Genomic DNA, 19,347 nt, shown 5'->3' with positions numbered 1-19,347 from the left:
GGCCGGGGCGTGTATTTGTGTATTATGTTGCTTTTTTACTTGGCATCTTTGTAGGTCAAATTAATGTGATTCAGGTCCGTGCTGCTGTCAAAAATAAATTCCAGCTGGTAATCCCCGCGGATGTACACTAATTTTTTCTGGGTGAGTTTACCCGTTTTAAAGGTAGAAGTCGAGTTAGGCATTCCCCATTGCTTCATCAAAATTTTTTGAGTAATGCTGCCGAGATTCTGTTGACGCTCGACTCCCGTGCCAAAGTAACGCATTTCTTGAAGCTTCTTCGATTTGTAGGAGAAAGCAAGGCTAGGTTGTCCCATGGAACCATGATATGAGTCAAAGGCATTCGCCCCTGTGCCCGCTTCCTCAGGCTCACCAATAGCTTTAATGATCTCTTGACGTGTGGTTTTTCCAAGCGTAGGTGCCTTTAGTGGTTTAATCGCATCTTCCGGGAATTGGCCTTTAAGGGCCGGCTTATAAAAGCTATTTAAAAAGCTGTTCACGGACTGTGAAGCTTTAGATTCCGTCGCTGTTGCAGTCTTTGCTGGCGGTGCCGCAGATACAGTCGGCAGGCTGTTCGAGATCCCAATGAATCCGAGTACTGCAGCTCCTGCGATATACAAGGCTGCCGTTTTCTTTCTTGCAGATTTATTCATGAAACCATCCTCCTGTTTTCTAGCACCTCGGATGCTGATTTTTGCTACACCCTTGTAACGAAACGAAACTGTAAAAGGTTGCTGGTAACAGGAGCAAACCTTCGCTGAATTCAAGGAGCAACGATTTCGACCTTGATTCGATCAGGGGCCTCAAAAAATACTGCATAATGCCCCGGTCCGCCGGCATAGGGATGTCTGTCTTTATAAAGAATAGGTACCCCACGTTCTTCAAGATGCTTCGTCATCCTGTCGACCTGTTCCTTGGAGTTCGCTTGGAATGCGAGATGGTTGAGTCCCACTCTTTTTCGATGATAGGGAATGTCTAAGTAGTTTGCTTCCGTTTGTACAAAGACCAGATAGGTAGCTCCACTTCTCCAACTCACTCCCTGATCCCAATCTTGATAGACCGAATATCCAAGCTCTTGAAAGATCCAATCCCAGAATGCTCTGCTTGTTTGGAGGTCGGATACATTGATTTCAACATGATGGATCATGATAAACTCCTTCTTTCTTATTCAAATAAATCAAGACTTAATCGGATCATATCCCTGCATTGAATTCCGTTCTCATAAATTTTTTCAGGATAGTGTCTGATAAAAAAGTCCCGATCAATCCCCGTAATTCGGAATCCGCATTTTTGATAAAGCAGCAGCTGTCCTACACTTGAGTTTCCTGTCCCGATTTCAATCGTTTTGGCGTTTTTCTCTCTTGCTTGGTCCATTGCAAACTGAATCAGTTTCTTCCCGATCCCTCTTCCCTGAAACGCTTCACGCACTGCGATGTTTACAATTTCCAATGTTCCGGGTCGTGTTGGTAGTAATACAATGACAGCAATAATCTGCTCTCTCTCGTCCAAGCCCACATAACACTGACCTCTTTGCAAATACTCCGCAATCATCTCTTGCGATGGATCAGCTAACAGTAATAGATCAAGGGGAACTTCTTCGTGATTTTCAAGTAGGCGTATCTTCACATCCATATGTATCTCCCTATAGGTTATGTCTTTCTTTTAAATATATCAGATCTGAAACGTTGTACTGCCGTTTAATATTAGTCTTTCAACTTCTTCTTGCCTAACCCTTGTTCGACCCTTCTCCGTTAGACACCAATTATCAGGCCTGGTATTTGTGTCTAATTCGTGACAATAATAATACGTTTGATATTCTCTAATCCCAATTAAGTCGAGGTTACTTGGAAATAAGTTCTAATTCCTCTTTTCGATTGTTCCATTCGATCATGACCTTAATTACTGAATCTTTTGGTGGAATTGCACCATTTCCTCCTGATAGTGCACTTATTACACCATCAACTGACAAATCCGGTAATTCTCCACTACCGCCTACCCCAATACCCTTATACGAATATTTAATTCCACTAATGTCTTTTAGATTTTTTCCTTTGTATTTTATTTTCAAGATCGTTTGATGAAACTCGCTGTTTACATGTTTGACCGTATAAGTGGAGGACCAGTTTTGACTCTCGCCTTTAAAAATAATTGTGGAGTTAGAACAACTACATAGGATCAGTATTATAGAAATGAATGCTACAAATTTCTTCAATTCATCTAGCCTCCTATACGGTACAAACGCGGCAGGTATGGTTATAATTATGTCTCGTTACTGGTTTACTGAACATTCCAATAAGAAAGCCAAATAGAACAGCCCCCATATAAAAAAGAAAATGTAGATGTATGCCACCCCAGCCAAAGATCGCTCATATCTTAGGCTGGGTCATTGTTGTTTGAGCTCCTTCCATGATTATACATTTAGACATGAAATTATCAATCATAAATCTGCTCTAGGGTTAAAAGAATTGTGTTATCTTCCCCACTAAAGCAAAAAGCCGTGCGGAGTATCCCTCCACACGGTCCTTCATATCGGATTTATCCCTTGTAAATTTTCCTGTAATTTCTTGATAAATGTTTGCGCCGCATGGCTAAGAAACCTGTCAGCGCGATAAATAATACCGATGGTGCGAGTTGGGCCCCTCTTGATTTTGATGGTACGTAACTCGGGATCATTCATAGATAAAATAAGTGGTAAAGGTTGAATTGTCGCGCCAATATTAGCTTTAACTAAATGAATCAGCGAAAAAGGGGTTGTCGTTTCAATAATAGGATCTAAACTGAAGCCAAACTTTCTGCAACAATCATCGACTAGCTCGCGTCCAAGCGTGCCCTTGGGGTACATCACAGTGCTAATATGGCGAAGCTCCTCTATATCGATCGAGCTTCGATCCGCCAATTCGTGGTTCCCCGGGACGACCAGCACATACTCCTCACTGGATAAAGGAATGCTCACAATCCGCTCATCTGGGAGAGGCAGGATCCCAATACCAATGTCTACCTCCATCTCCAACACTTGCTTCAAGACTTCGACGGATGTCAAGACGGTAAGTCGTATATGAGGAAATTCCTTGTGAAAATCGATTAATAATTGTGTAATTCTGTAATCGAGATCAGAGGGGATCGCTCCTATGACCAGTGTTCCACGCTGATGATTACAGAGTTCATCAATCGCGTCCACTGCATTTTTACGAATCCTGAACATCTGGATACTATAATCTAACAGCAGTCTACCTGCTTCCGTAAGTACAATCCGTTTGCCAATCCGATCAAACAACGGCGTCCCTACTTCATTTTCCAATGAACGTATCTGCTGACTGAGTGTCGGTTGCGACATGCCTAATTTCTCCGCCGCTTTGGTAAAATGCAGTTCCTCGCATACAGCGACAAAGTATTCTAATTGCCTAAGATCCATAGTTGCCCCATCTCTAAACAATCATTCGTTTTTCTTATTATTTTAATAGAAATCATTATATTGATCAATCAAATTATATATTTTAAACTTAGCAAATATGAAAAACATCATATACAAAAACCTAAATCCGTGATACAGACGAACCCCCCAATCCAATATCACTACAATTTTTTTGTGAAAGGTAATATGCATCCCTCCCACGTAAGCGCAACAAATCGGCCGACTCGAATAATCCCAAGTAAGCATAGAGGATATTAGGGTGGATGATGATCACGGATTTAGGAAGAAAGTAAGGAGAGTAAGGAGAGAAAAAATGAAACGTTCAACACTTTTAGTAATAGCCCTATTTTTGGCATCTTTAAACTTGAGGCCGGTGATTTCCTCAGTTTCGCCGCTTTTAGAGACCATTCGGAACGATCTCGGAATGAGCGCATCCTCTGCCAGTCTTCTCACCTCTATACCGGTTCTATGTATGGGACTCTTCTCCCCGATAGCTGTTAAGTTGGGGCTTCGACATGGCATCGAACGGATCTTATCGATAGCTCTATTGCTCGTGGGAGGAGCTACCTTGATCCGTTGGTTTACGCCTTCTTATACATTCCTGCTAATTACAGCACTCATCGCTGGTATCGGTATTGCATCTGCTGGTCCGCTTTTGTCTGGATTCGTTAAACGTTATTTTCCCAACCAGGTCGGCTCCATGATCGGCGTCTATTCCGTAGCAATGGTGATTGGAGCAGCCCTAAGCGCAGGACTATCCGTTCCCTTCCAAAATGCTTTTAATGGCTCTTGGCGATCCGCATTAGGTTTTTGGGCAATCCTTGCCGCTATTGCTTTGCCAGCCTGGTGGTTATTTGTAGTAAGACACGCAGATCGAAATGTTGTTCAAACCTCTTCTCAGAGTAACACGGGGCGGCTGCCTTGGAGAAATAGTAGAGCATGGCTTTTGACCCTATTTTTCGGAATGATGGCTATCGCGTTCTACTCCGTTACAGCATGGCTTGCACCAGCCGTCTCAAATATGGGGTACAGTAAGGTTTATGCTGGTAACATGCTTACACTTTCTACATTGGTTCAAATTCCGGCAACATTTTTGATTCCGATGTTGATGCATCGTTTTTCCAACCGACTGCTATGGATGATTGCCTGCGCTTTGTCTAATTTAGCCGGGATACTACTTATCATCTTTTCTAGTTCACCATGGCTTGCTGCGATCCTGCTCGGCATCGGCAACGGCGGTCTCTTCCCTATCGCGTTGATGTTACCGATTGAAGAAACCTCGAACGCACAAGATGCAAGCTCTTGGTCCGCCATGACACAATCGGTGGGATATGTAATTGGGGCGCTTGGACCGATTTTGGTTGGATGGATTCAAGATATGACAAGCAGCTTTGTTTTCGCCTTCGTCGGACTTGCCGCTGTCACCGTAGCGATGATTATCGTGCAGCTTTTCATCGGATCCAAAAAGGAGTCAGACCGAGAAGTGCTGGTGGCAACCCCGGCAAGTAGTAGACAATAAAAAAAGTTCGAAGCTCAGCGGCGATCGCTTCCCAATATTCTGACGGGGAGAGGTCGCTGAGTTTTTTGCTGATAACGTTCGAGATTGGAATTTTCAGATTTAGTCTCTACCAATTCCTTATATATCCTAATTTTTTTAGAATCATATAACTATTGGGATTTAGGTTTTCTACCGGTTCTTCAAGTGAGAAATATTTTAATTCGAGTCCTTCATCATCATTTATAGTTGGTATTCCTTGCACCTTAATCGCCTCAAATACAGCTATGGCATTATAAACTTCATCTCCATGAGGGTATTTATAGTAGAAATCTTTTCCGGATAGATTAGTTATAAAAAGTAATTCTTCAGCTCTCAATCCTGCTTCTTCAAAAAGCTCACGTCTTGCCGCTTCTTCAAAGGACTCTCCGAGTTCCAGCGAGCCACCGATGGTTCCCCAGTCATAACTATCCGTCCTCTTCTGAAGTAATACATGTCCTTCAGCGTTCTTAACTAGAACTGTCACGCCAACCAGAATGATTGGTCTTGTGCCAACCAACTTTCGGAGCTCCATGATATATCCCACTTAAGATCCTCCTAGTTTTGTTTCTACATTCAGATCATGAAGTCTTTTCTATCACATAAAACTACAGATGTGCCTTCATTTATTTTTCCTTTCGCTGGTTTCAGATAACGTTTTTGTATTCACGACGTCCCACCGTCTTAAGGCACCATCACCATGCCGGATGCGTGAATACGGTGTTATATGAAGTCTCTGGCTTCCTCGATTGGTCAGCTATATTCGGTTCTTAATAATCCCATTATTATTAATGATTCATAGTGGCTTTCCTTCTTTATACATTCACGCAAAGTGCCTTCCACCTTAAATCCAAGCGATTGATATACATGAAAGGCTCTCTGATTCCCTTCCTTCACATCTAGCCAGACTCTGTGGGCTTTCAATTGATTAAACAAATAATCTAATATCAATTTCATGACTTTCTTACCGTAACCTTGGTTCCTCACACTCAAATTGATTCGAACGATCTCATAACAACGATTCGGATTTTTCATCCCTTGAATGATTACATAACCTATTTTTCTTCTATTTGTATCCTCTACAATCAGATGTAGAGAATCATCGTTGGAGATCGCTCTCTCATGTTGTTCTCTGGACCATGACAAAATAAACTTCTTACTTTCCGGATCTTGTTCTGCCTGTAGTACATAATTTAAATCTTCAAGTTCTGTTTTTCTTATGAATAGTTCGTTATTACTGACAATGTACTGAGTCATTGTGGTCTATTCCTTTCAAATGTATTTCAGATGTAGGATTTATTAATGATACACTTCCTATTCGACTGCCTGTGGCTTCTTCTACTTCTTTGGGTTTTGCGAATCTAACTTCTTGAGCTTTTATTATTTCTTTGATCGTTTCCAGGTCTACACGCCCATAATCTCCTGATACTATCAGTGAGAAGTATCCTCTATCCGTCTTCAATATGAGGTTCGTAGCGTTGTCCGCATGAATCTGCATTCCCGAAATGATTCGGGGGGATCGAGGGGCGAATGCTCTGGTGTGAATACAAGTGTCGAAGTTATTGCCATCTCCGAACCACTCACAAATTTCTCGTATTTATTGAGTCGTTCTTCCAAAGAGAAATTACAACATCCATTTGCTGATTATGTTTCTTCTGGTTATCCCCTAAGGTTTGAAACCATAATGTTTTCATATCATTGATCAATTCAGGATTAAGGGATAAAAGGGTAAGAGCCCTTAGTCCATATTCTTTATTTAATTTTGATCTAGTATATGTTCCAGCTGGCACACCATTTACTAATCCAGACTCGCAAATACCTAAAAAAGTACCTTTGGGGCAACCTTTCTTCTGTGAAGAAGTACCTTCACCAAAGATCTCTCTTGTAATAGTCTCCCATGCTAGCACTGGGTCATGGGTTATGCCAGTATTTAATAGAACTACAGATCTGACTGCTGCTTCTCCGTACTTACCCACAAAATCATCTCCGTGTTTCTTCTTGCTTACTGCTTGAGGTTTTAAATATTTTCTTTATTTGATCTTCAAAACACCCAATCAAAATTAAAATTGTCCCTAACACACAAAATGTGATTCCAAAATAAGTTAGCTGTATTCCATGTGTTTCATCTAAGGCACTCCAATACTTCCCCTTGTCCGTATTCCACGATGTAACTAATGGTAGATAATTTACTGCTTGAATGTGTGCCGTAATATAGAGAGTTAATCCAAAAAACAAGAATGATATTCCACTGAGAATTTTCTTCATGAATTCCCTCCAGTTCTTTCCAGTTATATTCAAGCATAACTTCCGGCTAGCGTTATTGTATTCACGACGTCCCACCGACTTAAGGACACGCCAGGGTCCTGCTACTTCTGCGTCACTAGCAACCTTCGTGCCGGACCGATGGCTAAATGGCCCGATGCGTGAATTCTGTATTAGGTGATGCTCCCCTTTTCTCAACACCAACGATCAACTTATGATTTCTTTTATTCTTTGGACAATCTCTTCTGTGCCAATTTCACTTGTATCAATAATATTAGTATCCATATTCTCGTACATACTTAACCGCTCGATGCTCAAATTAATTTGTTCTTCTGATCTACCGTCCTGAATCATTCTTTGTCGTAATGCGGTTTCAGAACACAACAATGTAACCTTCTTAAGCTGAAAATCTAAATCACCTAAACGGACAAGTAATTCATCCAGGATCTCTTTTCTATGAAGAACCCAGTTAAAAATGACATATTCGAATGTAGAGTTCGTTAAGAAGTTTCTGAGTAAATATGTAATATTATTCTTAACCATCCGTATGTTTTCTTCATTAAAGTTCCAAGGATTCATCATCCAACACCAATCACCATCTAACCATACTGCTTTATCAAGTGACTTATATAACCCTTGACAAACTGTGGTTTTTCCGACTCCCATTGTTCCGTTTATTACAATAAGTTTCTTCAATGAATCCACCTTCATTTTATAGATTAAGGGGAGTTTCGCCTAACGTCCTTGTGTTCACGACGCCGAGAGGCTTAAGGCCACGAAGTGGCCGGCTGCGCTTGCGCAGTTAGCCTCGTAGGTGTGTCCGCCTGATCCCGCTTCCCCGAAACTGAAATCCCCTCTTCGACTTCACTTCTAACTCCTGCCGGACCGAGGGCGAATGCCCGATGCGTGAATACTGTGTTATCTGATGCCGGTGCCTTCTTCGAGTTACTAACTCCATTCCCTTAGGTGTATCTAATGTTATAATGGTTATAATTAGATCTTGAAAGGAGTTGGCAAAATGGCTGTAAATAAAGAACGATTTTATGAGTTGCTTGATCGACTATCCGATAAAGATCTTGAGTTGGTTTCCGAATTGATGGAGCGCCTCGCCAATATTCCCGTGAATAGAGAAATCCCTCTCGATGATGAACCAACAACTCAAGATGAATTAGATGCCATAAAGGATGCTCATGAAGCTTACTTAAGAGGTGAATTAATTAGCCTTAAGGATGTTGAACATGAATTACGAAATTAAGTTCCTAAAGGATGCCTTTAAGTATCTTCAAAAGCAGGATATCACAACTCGAAATCGCATTCTGGATCACTTAAAAATTCTTTCTGAAAATCCAAGACATCCAGAGCTCGACATAAAAAGAATGCAAGGTATGGAAAATCATTTTCGGCTTCGTGTTGGATCCTTTCGTGTGATTTATTCAGTAATTGATAATGAACTTATAATAATTGTTGTAAAGATAGGATCTCGCGGTGACATATATAAAAATCTTGATGGCACTTAAAGTACAAGTGTCATTTATTTTGCCTCGCACCGGTTTCAGATAACGTATCGTGTTCCCGACGTCGAAAGGCTTAAGCCGCTGACCCGTCGAGCGCAGCGAATCAGGTTGCCGGGTGGCTCCGCCACTTAGCCTTGCAGACGTGTCCGCCTGAATTCCCTTCCTTGCTACTGAATTAGCACCGTAATGATTCCACTTCATATATCTTCGGGCGGACCTTGCGGCTACAGCCGCGTTGCGGGAACATTGTGTTATCTGCCGTCGTTCTTCACTGCAATTTCTTTTTACTGCCTTTATTTCTTTTATATACTTCTATGTATCCTCTTCATGATGTTTCATCGTTATTAACTCACGACTCTTACTGAACCAAGTCCTAGCTACTGCTTACTTCTTTAGCCCTCTTCTCGTAGTCAACTTGTACCTCTGTCAATAGAGTAGACACAAAGAATCGAGAAAATTATGCGGCAGATCGGTACATACGTTCGCACTCATTGGGCGTAGAATACCCAATCGCGGAATGGATTCGTTTTCCATTGTAGAAGCAGGTAATATATTCAAAAATGCGTTTCTTGGCTTGCTTGCGTGTTTTGAACTTCTCCAAGTAGACAAGTTCTTTCTTAAGCACACTGTGGAACGATTCAATACACGCATTATCGTAGCAGTTCCCTTTGCGGCTCATACTGCCTTTCATCTTGTAGGTGCGCAGCCGCGCCTGGTAGTCATGAGAAGCGTACTGGCTGCCGCGATCCGAATGATGCAGAACCTCTTCGCACGGTCGCTGCTGGCTGTGGGCGCGGTCCAGCGCCGTTAACACGAGTTCTTTCGTCATTCGCTCATCCATGTGAAATCCAACGATTTTACGACTGTACAGGTCCATGATGCTTGCCAGGTATAGCCAACCCTCATCGGTCGGGATATACGTAATATCAGCCACCCAGGCCTTGTTTGGAGCGGACGGATTAAACTCGCGGTTCAACACGTTCTCTTGGACAGGCAGGTTGTGCTTCGAGTTGGTTGTGGCCTTGTATTTCTTCACCGTGCGAGAACGTAAACCCAGCTCCTTCATGATCCGAGCGACTGTTTTCTCGGACACTCGTATGCCCTGCTTGTGCAGTTCTTTTGCTACTTTGGGGCTTCCATATAATCGACGGGATTCTAGAAAGATACGACGGATCCGCCGCTCCAGCTTGCGACGTCGCTTTTCACGTTTGCTGGCTTTTCGCTGGGTCCATTTGTAATAGCCGCTTCGGGATACTTCAAAGGCTTCGCACATCTTCGAGACTCGGCACTTGAAGCGATGATCGTGGATGAAGGCATAGATCAGCGCCGGTCTTTGGCGAAGTAGTGCATCGCCTTTTTTAAGATGTCGTTCTCCTCTTCCAGATCACGAAGGCGTTTCTGAAGATCTCTCATTGCTTTATCGTCGGCTTTCAGTTGCCCACTGCCTGGAAAGGCCTGTGCGCCGTCTTTCTTGTATTCCGCCATCCAACGATACAGGGTGTTGTCGCTGATCCCCAGTTCGCGGGCGACCTGCGCCACCGCTTTCCCTTCTTCCTGGATCATCTGAATCGTTTGCAGTTTAAATTCTTTATCGTATTTTTTCGTCATGGTAGCACCTCGAATTTGGATAGATTCATTTTACCCGATTCTCGGTTCTCCATGTCTACTTTTTAGTCTAGCAGCAACTAGATACCTTTGATCTGCTTCGTGTTATTCAGCTTTTCATTCTTTCCCACTTCTTCGACTAGACGATGGCAGATAACGTCCTTGTATTCACGACGCCCCACCAACTTAAGTCCCGAAGGGACGGCCGCGATGCGGTTAGGTGGTAGGATGTGTCCGGCTGATCAAGCTTCCTCGCTACTGAAATTTCATCACCGAATACTCTTCTAACTTCTGCCGGACCGAGGGCCGAATGGCCCGAAGCGTGAATATGGTGTTATCGGATGTCAATGCCATCATTGAATCCACTCAAACATCCATTTATTTAAGGATTTAATGTAATATCAAACTTCTTCATTAAATTTTGAGAGATTTTAATTGCAACTTGTTTGTCTCGTGCTGGTGCTGTAATCATAAACCCATTTGATGGTGACCATGTCTCCGAATCTCCATCGTTAAATACAGCTATTGTAAATTCACTAAATTTATCATTGGTATATAGAAGCCCGTAGTAGTAAATGTCAGGTTCCACTCTACCTTTATAATCAACTACTCTAAATGCAGAGAATATTGGAGCACGATTCTCACCATGGTAATCTAATACTATTTCTGTTTTATCCTCTGGTATGGAGGGTACATTCGTCCCTCTTATTTCAACTGTCCCTTTAAATGTAATCTTCCCGTTGAAACGATGATGCAGTTTACCATCAAGGATGATCTCTATGTCATGAGCCTCTTCTCCATTTCCTAATTGATAGTAAACACCATTTAATGTTTGAGTATAGTTTTTAGGTGTGAAATACCAAATTGTGAATAATACTAATCCAATAATAAGCACTACCAATAAAGCTTTTACTTTCATTTTATTTCCTCCACCTAGAAGATAGATTTCTTTAAACTTCATGATGAACGATCTGGGCGTTTTATAACTTGCATTGATTTCCGATAACTCCCCTATCTCTACACGTCACAAATATCTTCTTGTGATGGGGATTTGCGTAATTAATCGTATAACCTTAATTATACCTCCATTTCTTATTTCTGTAAGTTGAAATTTATCCCCCTCCCGTAGTCTGCGATCTCCCCTGCTGATCACGTAATATCCGATCAAGTGGACTCTCAATCTGTTTCAGATTCTTGGTGCTGACGTGGGTGTAGCGTTCGGTGGTGGAGGGATTGGCGTGGCCCAGCAGTTCCTGGATATAGCGGAGGTCGGTGCCGTTCTCAAGCAAATGGGTGGCGAAAGAGTGCCGAAGGACATGAATGCCTGCCTGTTTCCGGATGCCGGAGGCTTTCAGGGCTTCCTGAAATACCTTTTGTAATGAACGTTCATGTAAGTGGCTCCCCGGATGCTGCCCCGGAAACAACCACATCGAGTTGGAAAGTCGCTCCGCTTCCACATACTTTTTGATTAGGTCCCAAGCCGTTTGCGATAGTAAGGTGTGCCTGTCTTTTTTGCCTTTTCCTTGCCGGACACGAAGGAGGCCGCATTCGGGGTCGATATCCGTAACTTTCAGCCGGACGACCTCGCTCACACGCAAGCCTGAGGCGTAAGCCAGATACAACATCGTACGGTGCTTCAGATTCGTCGGCGCTTGGATAACGCGGAGTACTTCCTGCTCCGATAGGACATAGGGCAGTTTTTTTCTTTTTTTCGGTCGAATATATTTCATCTGTTCGCAAGGTTGCTTGAGAACCTCGACGGCCAGAAAACGCAAAGCACTAATGGCTTGGTTCACATAAGCAGGAGAGTGCCCTTGCTCAAGGAGCTGCAGAGCATACTGTTGAGTACGGGACGAGTCGATGATCGCGGACGTCATTCTCTCATCCTTGAGGGCTCCTGGGTTCTTCATCCTCAAATGATCAGCCAAGTTCTGCAAATATCGCCGGACATGCCCCCTGTAGGCCTTGCTGGTTTTGAGGCTGTATCCCTTCAGCTTGAGCGTGGTGAGCAGCTTTTGATCAAGAGCCTGAATGAGTTTTTCATCACTGGATAGCTTTGGCGACACGGCTAGCCCGTCCATTCGAATCTCCGCTTCTGGAAAGTACTCTGCAAATTGCCTGATTTTCTCCTCCGTGCAAGGAAAACGCCAGAACTTCCCATTGGGATCCCACCTTCCTCCCCCAATCGCACGCAGCTTACCGACATCCCCTTTCGAGAAATCCTCCAATTTCACGGAAATCTGATCACATTCGATCCGATGAATATGAATGTACATCCCTGATCCCCTCCATTATTCTGTCTAGCTCGAAAAAAAAAAGAGACAGCCCCTCCCGGGGTCTGTCTCCGATTCTTTCGGATGGATGGTGTTACTTTATCGGTATGAATCTATTCGATTCGATTACTGCTGAAACCACATCTTAAACATATGCTTCGTGGTGGCTTTGTTCATTTCGGCGATGGAGGTGGTCAGCGGGATACCTTTCGGGCAGGCGCGGACGCAGTTTTGCGAGTTGCCGCAACCTTCGATGCCGCCGGGTTCCATTAGCGCCTCCAGACGCTCATCGGCGTTCATTTCACCAGTTGGGTGTGCGTTGAACAAGCGCACTTGGGAAATCGCTGCCGGGCCGATGAAGTCCGTCTTCTCGTTGACGTTCGGACAAGCTTCCAAGCAGACGCCGCAGGTCATGCACTTGGACAGTTCATATGCCCATTGCCGTTTCTTCTCCGGCATCCGCGGCCCTGGCCCCAGATCGTACGTACCGTCGATCGGAATCCACGCTTTGACCCGCTTGAGCGCATTAAACATCCGGCTGCGGTCGATTACCAGGTCGCGTACGACCGGGAACGTCCGCATCGGTTCAACGCGAATCGGCTGTTCCAAATTGTCGATCAGTGCCGCACAAGCCTGACGCGGTTTGCCATTGATCACCATCGAGCAGGCGCCGCACACTTCCTCCAGACAGTTGGACTCCCAGCACACTGGCGAGGTATGTTCGCCCTTGCTATTCACCGGGTTCCGCTGGATTTCCATCAAGGCGCTGATCACGTTCATTCCAGGGCGGTAGTCCAGCTCGAATTCTTCCGTATACGGCTTCGAGTTCGGATCATCCTGGCGAGTAATGATGAATTTGACTTTTTTGGCCGTTGGTTGTTTGGCCGTTACATCCGTTTCCGCCATTGCCATGGGTATCCCCTCCTATTTGTCCTTCGAGTAGTCGCGAATCCGCGGCGGGATCAAGGAAACGTCGACCGGTTCGTACGAAATTTCCGGACCGTCCGGCGTCCATTTCGCCATCGTTGTCTTCAAGAATTCTTCGTCGTTCCGGTTCGGGAACTCCGGTTTATAATGCGCGCCCCGGCTTTCGTTACGAAGCAACGCGCCCTTCGTCATCGCTTCAGCCAGCTCCAGCATATTCCACAGCTGACGCGTGAACGCGGCTCCCGTATTGTTCCAGCGGGACGTATCGTTGATGTTGATCTTTTTGTAACGTTCTTTGAGTTCCTTGATTTTGTTGATGGTGGCTTCCAAACGATCGTTATGACGAACGACAGTCATGTTCGCCGTCATCCATTCACCCAGTTCTTTGTGGATGACATAAGCATTTTCGGTGCCATCCATCGCCAGGATGCCTTCGTACTTCTCTTCTTGGGCTTTGCGGTAGCTTTCGAAGACGCTTGGATTCAGATCCTCAGTCGACTTCTTCAGGCCACGAAGATATTCGACCGCTTTCGGTCCGGCCACCATACCGCCGTAAATCGCCGACACCAGCGAGTTCGCACCAAGGCGGTTCGCGCCGTGATATTGGTATTCACATTCTCCTGCCGCAAACAGACCAGGAATGTTGGTCATTTGGTTATAGTCGACCCACATGCCGCCCATGGAGTAATGGACTGCCGGGAAAATTTTCATCGGAATCTTGCGCGGGTCATCACCCATGAACTTCTCATAAATCTCAATAATCCCGCCGAGTTTCACGTCCAGCTCTTTCGGATCTTTGTGGGACAGGTCGAGATACACCATGTTCTCGCCGTTAATGCCCAGCTTCAGGTCCACGCACACATGGAAAATTTCCCGTGTCGCAATATCCCGCGGTACAAGGTTACCGTAAGCCGGATATTTCTCCTCCAGGAAGTACCATGGTTTGCCGTCCTTGTATGTCCAGATCCGTCCGCCTTCGCCACGTGCGGATTCGGACATCAGACGCAGCTTGTCATCCCCCGGAATGGCTGTCGGGTGAATTTGAATGAACTCACCGTTCGCGTACGTAACACCTTGCTGGTACACAGCACTCGCCGCAGTCCCTGTGTTGATGACCGAGTTCGTCGTTTTCCCGAAGATAATCCCCGGGCCGCCTGTAGCCAAAATAACCGCATCCGACGGGAACGTAGTGATTTCCATCGAGCGAAGATTTTGTGCGGTAATGCCGCGGCAGACGCCTTCATCGTCCAAAACAACGGACAGGAACTCCCAGTTTTCATATTTCGTGACCAGGCCAGCTGCTTCATGACGACGTACCTGCTCATCCAGCGCGTACAGCAGCTGTTGTCCGGTCGTTGCCCCGGCAAACGCCGTACGGTGATGCTTCGTACCGCCGAACCGGCGGAAATCCAACAGCCCCTCCGGCGTGCGGTTAAACATAACGCCCATCCGGTCCATCAAGTGAATAATACCAGGTGCAGCTTCGCACATCGCCTTAACCGGCGGTTGGTTAGCCAAGAAGTCCCCGCCGTATACGGTATCGTCAAAATGCTCCCAAGGCGAGTCGCCTTCGCCTTTCGTATTCACGGCCCCGTTAATGCCGCCTTGCGCGCACACCGAGTGAGAACGTTTCACCGGCACAAGGGAAAACAGCTGTACCGGCACGCCTGCTTCGGCCGATTTAATCGTAGCCATCAGACCGGCCAAGCCGCCGCCAACGACGATTAAGCTTTGTTTAGCCATTTGCTTTCAACTCCTAAAAGTTTTGTGAGCGTTGCTTCAAGGGAATGCTTCGTACAAAACTTGCATCGGAAGCATCCGCTTTATTTTCAACGAGTCATTTACGAACAAAAACCTACGCCAACCAAGCCTTTGCCGTCTCCAGCAAAGCGGTGCCTTCCGCCTGGAATTCCGCGCCGCGGAATGCGACCAGCGACCACACGAACATCACGGCAACGATCGCGAACAAGCCCATGCAAATATAAGAGGACACCCGTTGCGACCGCGGACCGACTGTCACGCCCCAGCTCACGAGGAACGACCATAATCCGTTCGTAAAGTGGAACGCCGCCGACACAACCCCAATGATATACAACGTGAAGAAAAGCGGGTTGCTGACGATCTCATGCATCAAGCCGCCCAATTCCTCATGCTCCACATTGCCCAGCGCCACCTGTACACGAGTCTCCACCACGTGCCAGATCACGAACACAAACGCGATAACGCCGGTAATCCGCTGCAACAAATAACGCAGGTTGCGCTCGGTTGGGAACCGCCGATTGTTCGGCTTCGCCTGGAACGCAATATAAAGCCCATAAACTCCGTGATATAACAACGGCAGCCAGATCCCAAAAATCTCCAAAACCAAGACGAGCGGCAGGCTGTTCAGGAACGCAACCGCTTCCCTAAAACCTTCGCTTCCGCCTTCCACCGCCGAAAAGTTGGTGATCATGTGCTCCAGCAGGAAAAATCCCAGCGGAATGACGCCCAGCAGCGAGTGCAGTTTTCTGGAATAAAACCCTTTCATAAATGCGTGTACCCCTTTCTCATTCCATCATCCGTTTCAACTTGCGCAAATTCACTCAAGATTCGACCTTACGGGGGCGCGGAGGTTGAATATGATAAATACCACACCGCAGTCGGTAAAACCCCTTTGTACTTCCAGTTACTTGTGAACAACTTGTGTCACTTTTCATGTTACTCCTTTTTATCTTATAATGGAATTGCAATATATTTATTAATCATTATAACAAATTCACATAAGCAAACCTGTCGAATCTTGTCCTGCACCCGGAAAAAAGGAGGTTCTCCCCATGATGGAAGAGTTACTGGTGTTCACCACCGTCGTGGAGCAATCCAGTTTGAATAAAGCATCCAAGCTGTTAAACCTGTCCCAACCTGCCCTATCGCGCAAAATTGCAAAATTAGAAGAGGAATGGGGGGTCTCCCTGTTTCACCGCAAAGGGAAAAGACTCGAGCTGACCCGCGTAGGTCAGGAAGCTTACCAATATGCGCTGGAACAGCGGCAACGCCACCAAAACTTCCTGCAGACCGTGTCCCGCTTCAAGGCGGCGGAGCGCCGCATCGTCACGTTGGGCGCCAGCCTGACGACGATCCAAACCACGTTGCCGCCGCTCGTGACCGCGCTCATGGAGAAGTTTCCGGATATCGAACTGAAGCTCGTCACCGGCAAAACCCATGAAATTGTCTCCTACGTCCGTGAGAAGAAAGTCGATTTCGGCGTCGTGGCCTCCCTGGTGAACGAGACGGGCTTGAATTGCCTGCCGCTGTTCAAAGACCACCTCGAGCTGGTCGTGCCCAAAGGGCATGAGCTGGCCGCCGCCGGGCAGAAGCGCCGTCTGATTATGGACGATCTGAACGGCCGGCCGATGATCGTCTTTTCCAAAGGAACCTGGTATCGGCGGCTGATCGACGACCTGTTTGGACGCTACAGCATCTTGCCTGATATCCGCATGGAGATCGATTCATTTGAAGCGATCGTGCGCCTGCTGCCCATCTGCAAAGCGGCCGCGCTATTGCCTAAATCGTACTTGCGCATGCCGCTGCTGCGGGATAACGGCCTGCTGACGGTGCCGATTCCCGAGCTGGCCCAGACTCGCCGCGAAACCTGTCTCGTATACGGCGATAAATCGGAGCTGACGAGTGAAACAAAGGAATGGATCGCGCAAATCCGCGAAACCCTCGTCAAAGAATTGCCGATCTAACGCCACCATGAACCACGCACCCGAACAACGGTTTGGCGAGCACCAAAAAAAGCTGCCGCTTCCAGGTGAACACCTGGATCAACGGCAGCTTGTCCATTTTATATGAAGTATCGCAAGTACACGTAGAGACTGGAGATTATAATGGTAACAATCATCAACGGGAGGCCGTATTTCATATATTTTAGAAAACTGATCGGTTCCCCTTCCTTGGCGGACATCCCGGCAGCGATCAAATTGGCGCTGGCTCCGATTAATGTCCCGTTTCCACCAAGACAAGCGCCGAGCGCTAAGCTCCACCATAGCGGCTCCAAGTTCTGAATCCCCATTCCGCCCATGTCTTGAATCATCGGGATCATCGTTGCTACGAGTGGAATATTATCGATAAACGCCGACGCCAACGCACTCAGCCAGAGGATCAGCATCGAGGTGGTCAGCGGATCGCCTCCTGTCAGCCGCATTACCTCTTCGGCCACTCTCGTAATGATTCCCGTTTCAACCAACCCGCCGACTAAGACGAACAAACCGACGAAGAAGAAGATAGTGGGCCATTCCACCGAGCGGAAGGCTTGTTCCATCACGTATTCGCCGGTCATGAGCAGCAACAGGAAAGCACCCGCCAGCGCAATCGTCGCCGTCTCCAAATGGATGTATTGATGAAGGAAAAAGCCGAGCAACGTCAACCCCAATGCGAACAAGCACTTGACGAGCAGCTTTTTCTCCGTAATCAAGCCCTCTAGACTGATCTCCATCAAGCTCTGCTGATGAGCAAAGCCCTTCTTCAACTCTTTGCGGAAGATCAAGATCCCCAGCGGCAAAATCACAGCTAGAATGATCAACGCGACCGGCGCTAAATTTTCCATAAAGGCGACGAAGGTTAATTCCTTCACGGCGCTGCCAATCATAATGTTCGGAGGGTCTCCGATTAAAGTCGCCGTCCCGCCGATATTCGTGGCAAGAATCATGGAGAAGAGGTAAGGGAATGCCTTGACCCGCAACCTCCGCGTAATGCTAAAGGCCACCGGAACCATCAAAATAATGGTCGTGACATTATCCAAGAAGGCTGAACCTATCGCGGTGATCAACGCCAGCAACCACAGCAAAGTGATCGGATTGCCTTTGGCCAGCTTCGCCGTCCATATGCCAATGTAAGTGAATAAGCCGGTCTTGGCTGTCGTGTTCACGATGATCATCATCCCGATCAACAGCCCCAGCGTATTGAAATCAATATGATGGACTGCGCTCTCCTGGTCAAGGATGCCAAACATCACCATGAGCGCCGCACCCGCCATGGCCAGCACCGTTCGATGAATTTTCTCAGAAATAATAAGTGCGTAAGTCAGCAAAAAAATGATTAAAGCCCAAATGGCCTGTTGTTCCATACTATTCCCCGTTCCCTGCTAGTAAGCCTTCTTCCCATTTTATGATGGATTGATGATCGTTTCAAACTGCTCAATATTTTTCTTAGCCCCAATGATAACCATAATGTCGCCTTCATTTAACTGATCCATCGCAGTAGGGGCTACCAAGACACCGCCATCTCGGTGAATCGCCACGATGCTGCAGCCAAAACGCGTCCGCGGATTAATATCAGCCAGGCACTTCTGGTGAAGGCATGCCGGAACGTTCATCTCGACGATACTGTATTCCTTCGACAGTTCAATGTAATCCAGCAGATTGGGAGTAACCAGCTGATGGGCCACGCGAATCCCCATGTCGCGTTCCGGATAGATCACCCGATCCACTCCCAGCTTCTCTAAAGCCCGGCCGTGCAGAAGCGAGATCGCTTTGGCGACTACCGTTTTAATACCCAGGTCTTTAAGGAGAATGGCCGCCAGGATGCTCATTTGAATATCGGTGCCAATCGCCACGATGCCGCAATCAAAATTGCGAACCCCCAGCGACTTCAGCACCTCTTCTTCTGTGGCATCAGCGACAACGGTATGCGTGAGCCGATCGCTAAGTTCTTCCACGATCTCTTCATTCCGGTCGATGCCCAGAACCTCATATCCTAACTCCATCAATTCCAAGGCCAGACTCGAGCCGAAGCGCCCCAAGCCGATGACCACAAACTGCTGCTTTTTCATTTTTGCCCATTTTC

The 19,347-nt window shown here is 46.3% G+C and carries 23 protein-coding genes; 4 read left to right on the top strand and 19 right to left on the bottom strand.

Annotation, left to right across the window (positions count from 1 at the left end; genetic code table 11):
* Nucleotides 1-35: 35 nt before the first annotated feature.
* From C812_RS01870 to C812_RS01850, 5 genes are all read right to left on the bottom strand, one after another.
* Nucleotides 36-650, bottom strand: a complete 615-nt coding sequence (locus C812_RS01870) for a YjgB family protein (RefSeq protein ID WP_016310992.1) — start codon at nt 648-650, stop codon at nt 36-38.
* 110 nt (nt 651-760) lie between these two features.
* Entirely contained in the window at nt 761-1,144 is a 384-nt protein-coding gene (locus C812_RS01865; protein ID WP_016310991.1) for a VOC family protein, read from the bottom strand.
* Nucleotides 1,145-1,161: 17 nt separating this feature from the next.
* Nucleotides 1,162-1,623 (bottom strand): GNAT family N-acetyltransferase, encoded by a 462-nt coding sequence (locus C812_RS01860; RefSeq protein WP_028538629.1) that lies wholly within the window; start codon nt 1,621-1,623, stop codon nt 1,162-1,164.
* A 214-nt stretch (nt 1,624-1,837) separates the two neighbouring features.
* A complete protein-coding gene (locus C812_RS01855) occupies nt 1,838-2,209 on the bottom strand; it encodes a hypothetical protein (protein ID WP_016310989.1) in 372 nt (123 codons plus the stop codon).
* Between the two features lie 312 nt (nt 2,210-2,521).
* Nucleotides 2,522-3,409 (bottom strand): LysR family transcriptional regulator, encoded by an 888-nt coding sequence (locus C812_RS01850; protein WP_016310988.1) that lies wholly within the window; start codon nt 3,407-3,409, stop codon nt 2,522-2,524.
* Nucleotides 3,410-3,722: 313 nt separating this feature from the next.
* Here C812_RS01850 and C812_RS01845 point away from each other — a divergent pair, with 313 nt between their 5' ends.
* Nucleotides 3,723-4,928, top strand: coding sequence for an MFS transporter (locus tag C812_RS01845; protein WP_016310987.1), 1,206 nt, complete (start codon nt 3,723-3,725; stop codon nt 4,926-4,928).
* A gap of 106 nt (nt 4,929-5,034) precedes the next feature.
* Here the strand turns inward: C812_RS01845 and C812_RS01840 are convergent, their stop codons facing one another.
* From C812_RS01840 to C812_RS01825, 6 genes are all read right to left on the bottom strand, one after another.
* Nucleotides 5,035-5,490: an NUDIX hydrolase gene (locus C812_RS01840; protein WP_016310986.1), complete on the bottom strand. Its 456-nt coding sequence runs from the start codon at nt 5,488-5,490 to the stop codon at nt 5,035-5,037.
* A 206-nt stretch (nt 5,491-5,696) separates the two neighbouring features.
* Nucleotides 5,697-6,200 carry a GNAT family N-acetyltransferase gene (locus tag C812_RS01835; RefSeq protein ID WP_016310985.1) on the bottom strand — a complete coding sequence of 168 codons (504 nt, stop codon included), beginning with the start codon at nt 6,198-6,200 and terminating at the stop codon, nt 5,697-5,699.
* On the bottom strand, nt 6,178-6,441 hold the full coding sequence (locus tag C812_RS21755; RefSeq protein WP_084770566.1) for a YbaK/EbsC family protein: 264 nt from the start codon (nt 6,439-6,441) through the stop codon (nt 6,178-6,180). Before C812_RS21755 ends, C812_RS01835 begins: the two co-directional genes overlap by 23 nt.
* An 82-nt stretch (nt 6,442-6,523) precedes the next feature.
* Complete coding sequence (locus C812_RS21750) at nt 6,524-6,919, bottom strand: DUF6979 family protein (protein ID WP_084770565.1); 396 nt, start codon at nt 6,917-6,919, stop codon at nt 6,524-6,526.
* A gap of 4 nt (nt 6,920-6,923) precedes the next feature.
* On the bottom strand, nt 6,924-7,208 hold the full coding sequence (locus tag C812_RS01830; protein ID WP_016310984.1) for a hypothetical protein: 285 nt from the start codon (nt 7,206-7,208) through the stop codon (nt 6,924-6,926).
* Between the two features lie 204 nt (nt 7,209-7,412).
* The gene (locus tag C812_RS01825) at nt 7,413-7,901 is read right to left on the bottom strand and encodes an AAA family ATPase (RefSeq protein WP_016310983.1); all 489 of its coding nucleotides are present in this window, start codon (nt 7,899-7,901) and stop codon (nt 7,413-7,415) included.
* A 322-nt stretch (nt 7,902-8,223) separates the two neighbouring features.
* Between C812_RS01825 and C812_RS01820 the strand changes: the two genes are divergently transcribed.
* Nucleotides 8,224-8,460, top strand: a complete 237-nt coding sequence (locus C812_RS01820) for a hypothetical protein (protein ID WP_016310982.1) — start codon at nt 8,224-8,226, stop codon at nt 8,458-8,460.
* A complete protein-coding gene (locus tag C812_RS01815; RefSeq protein ID WP_016310981.1) occupies nt 8,444-8,722 on the top strand; it encodes a type II toxin-antitoxin system RelE family toxin in 279 nt (92 codons plus the stop codon). Before C812_RS01820 ends, C812_RS01815 begins: the two co-directional genes overlap by 17 nt.
* 454 nt (nt 8,723-9,176) lie before the next feature.
* Here C812_RS01815 and C812_RS01810 read toward each other — a convergent pair.
* From C812_RS01810 to C812_RS01780, 6 genes are all read right to left on the bottom strand, one after another.
* Nucleotides 9,177-10,327 (bottom strand): IS3 family transposase gene (locus tag C812_RS01810; protein WP_248931314.1). Its coding sequence is split into 2 segments (ribosomal slippage): nt 9,177-10,072 and nt 10,072-10,327, totalling 1,152 coding nucleotides; the frame shifts between segments, so codons are not numbered across the junction.
* Between the two features lie 379 nt (nt 10,328-10,706).
* The gene (locus C812_RS01800; RefSeq protein ID WP_167669289.1) at nt 10,707-11,285 is read right to left on the bottom strand and encodes a hypothetical protein; all 579 of its coding nucleotides are present in this window, start codon (nt 11,283-11,285) and stop codon (nt 10,707-10,709) included.
* A gap of 151 nt (nt 11,286-11,436) precedes the next feature.
* Nucleotides 11,437-12,558, bottom strand: coding sequence for a tyrosine-type recombinase/integrase (locus C812_RS01795; protein ID WP_208855737.1), 1,122 nt, complete (start codon nt 12,556-12,558; stop codon nt 11,437-11,439).
* 165 nt (nt 12,559-12,723) lie between these two features.
* Complete coding sequence (sdhB, locus tag C812_RS01790) at nt 12,724-13,509, bottom strand: succinate dehydrogenase iron-sulfur subunit (RefSeq protein WP_016310978.1); 786 nt, start codon at nt 13,507-13,509, stop codon at nt 12,724-12,726.
* Between the two features lie 12 nt (nt 13,510-13,521).
* Nucleotides 13,522-15,267, bottom strand: a complete 1,746-nt coding sequence (gene sdhA / locus C812_RS01785; RefSeq protein WP_016310977.1) for a succinate dehydrogenase flavoprotein subunit — start codon at nt 15,265-15,267, stop codon at nt 13,522-13,524.
* Nucleotides 15,268-15,379: 112 nt separating this feature from the next.
* Nucleotides 15,380-16,051, bottom strand: coding sequence for a succinate dehydrogenase cytochrome b558 subunit (locus C812_RS01780; RefSeq protein ID WP_016310976.1), 672 nt, complete (start codon nt 16,049-16,051; stop codon nt 15,380-15,382).
* 286 nt (nt 16,052-16,337) lie between these two features.
* Here C812_RS01780 and C812_RS01775 point away from each other — a divergent pair, with 286 nt between their 5' ends.
* The gene (locus C812_RS01775; RefSeq protein WP_016310975.1) at nt 16,338-17,249 is read left to right on the top strand and encodes a LysR family transcriptional regulator; all 912 of its coding nucleotides are present in this window, start codon (nt 16,338-16,340) and stop codon (nt 17,247-17,249) included.
* Nucleotides 17,250-17,347: 98 nt separating this feature from the next.
* On the opposite strand, the gene C812_RS01770 is transcribed toward C812_RS01775, so the two are convergent.
* The gene (locus C812_RS01770) at nt 17,348-18,628 is read right to left on the bottom strand and encodes an ArsB/NhaD family transporter (protein ID WP_016310974.1); all 1,281 of its coding nucleotides are present in this window, start codon (nt 18,626-18,628) and stop codon (nt 17,348-17,350) included.
* A gap of 39 nt (nt 18,629-18,667) precedes the next feature.
* The gene (locus tag C812_RS01765; RefSeq protein WP_016310973.1) at nt 18,668-19,333 is read right to left on the bottom strand and encodes a potassium channel family protein; all 666 of its coding nucleotides are present in this window, start codon (nt 19,331-19,333) and stop codon (nt 18,668-18,670) included.
* Nucleotides 19,334-19,347: the final 14 nt, after the last annotated feature.

The organism is Paenibacillus barengoltzii G22 (assembly GCF_000403375.2).
GTDB lineage: Bacteria > Bacillota > Bacilli > Paenibacillales > Paenibacillaceae > Fontibacillus > Fontibacillus barengoltzii.
This window is presented reverse-complemented; position numbering and strand designations above follow the sequence as displayed.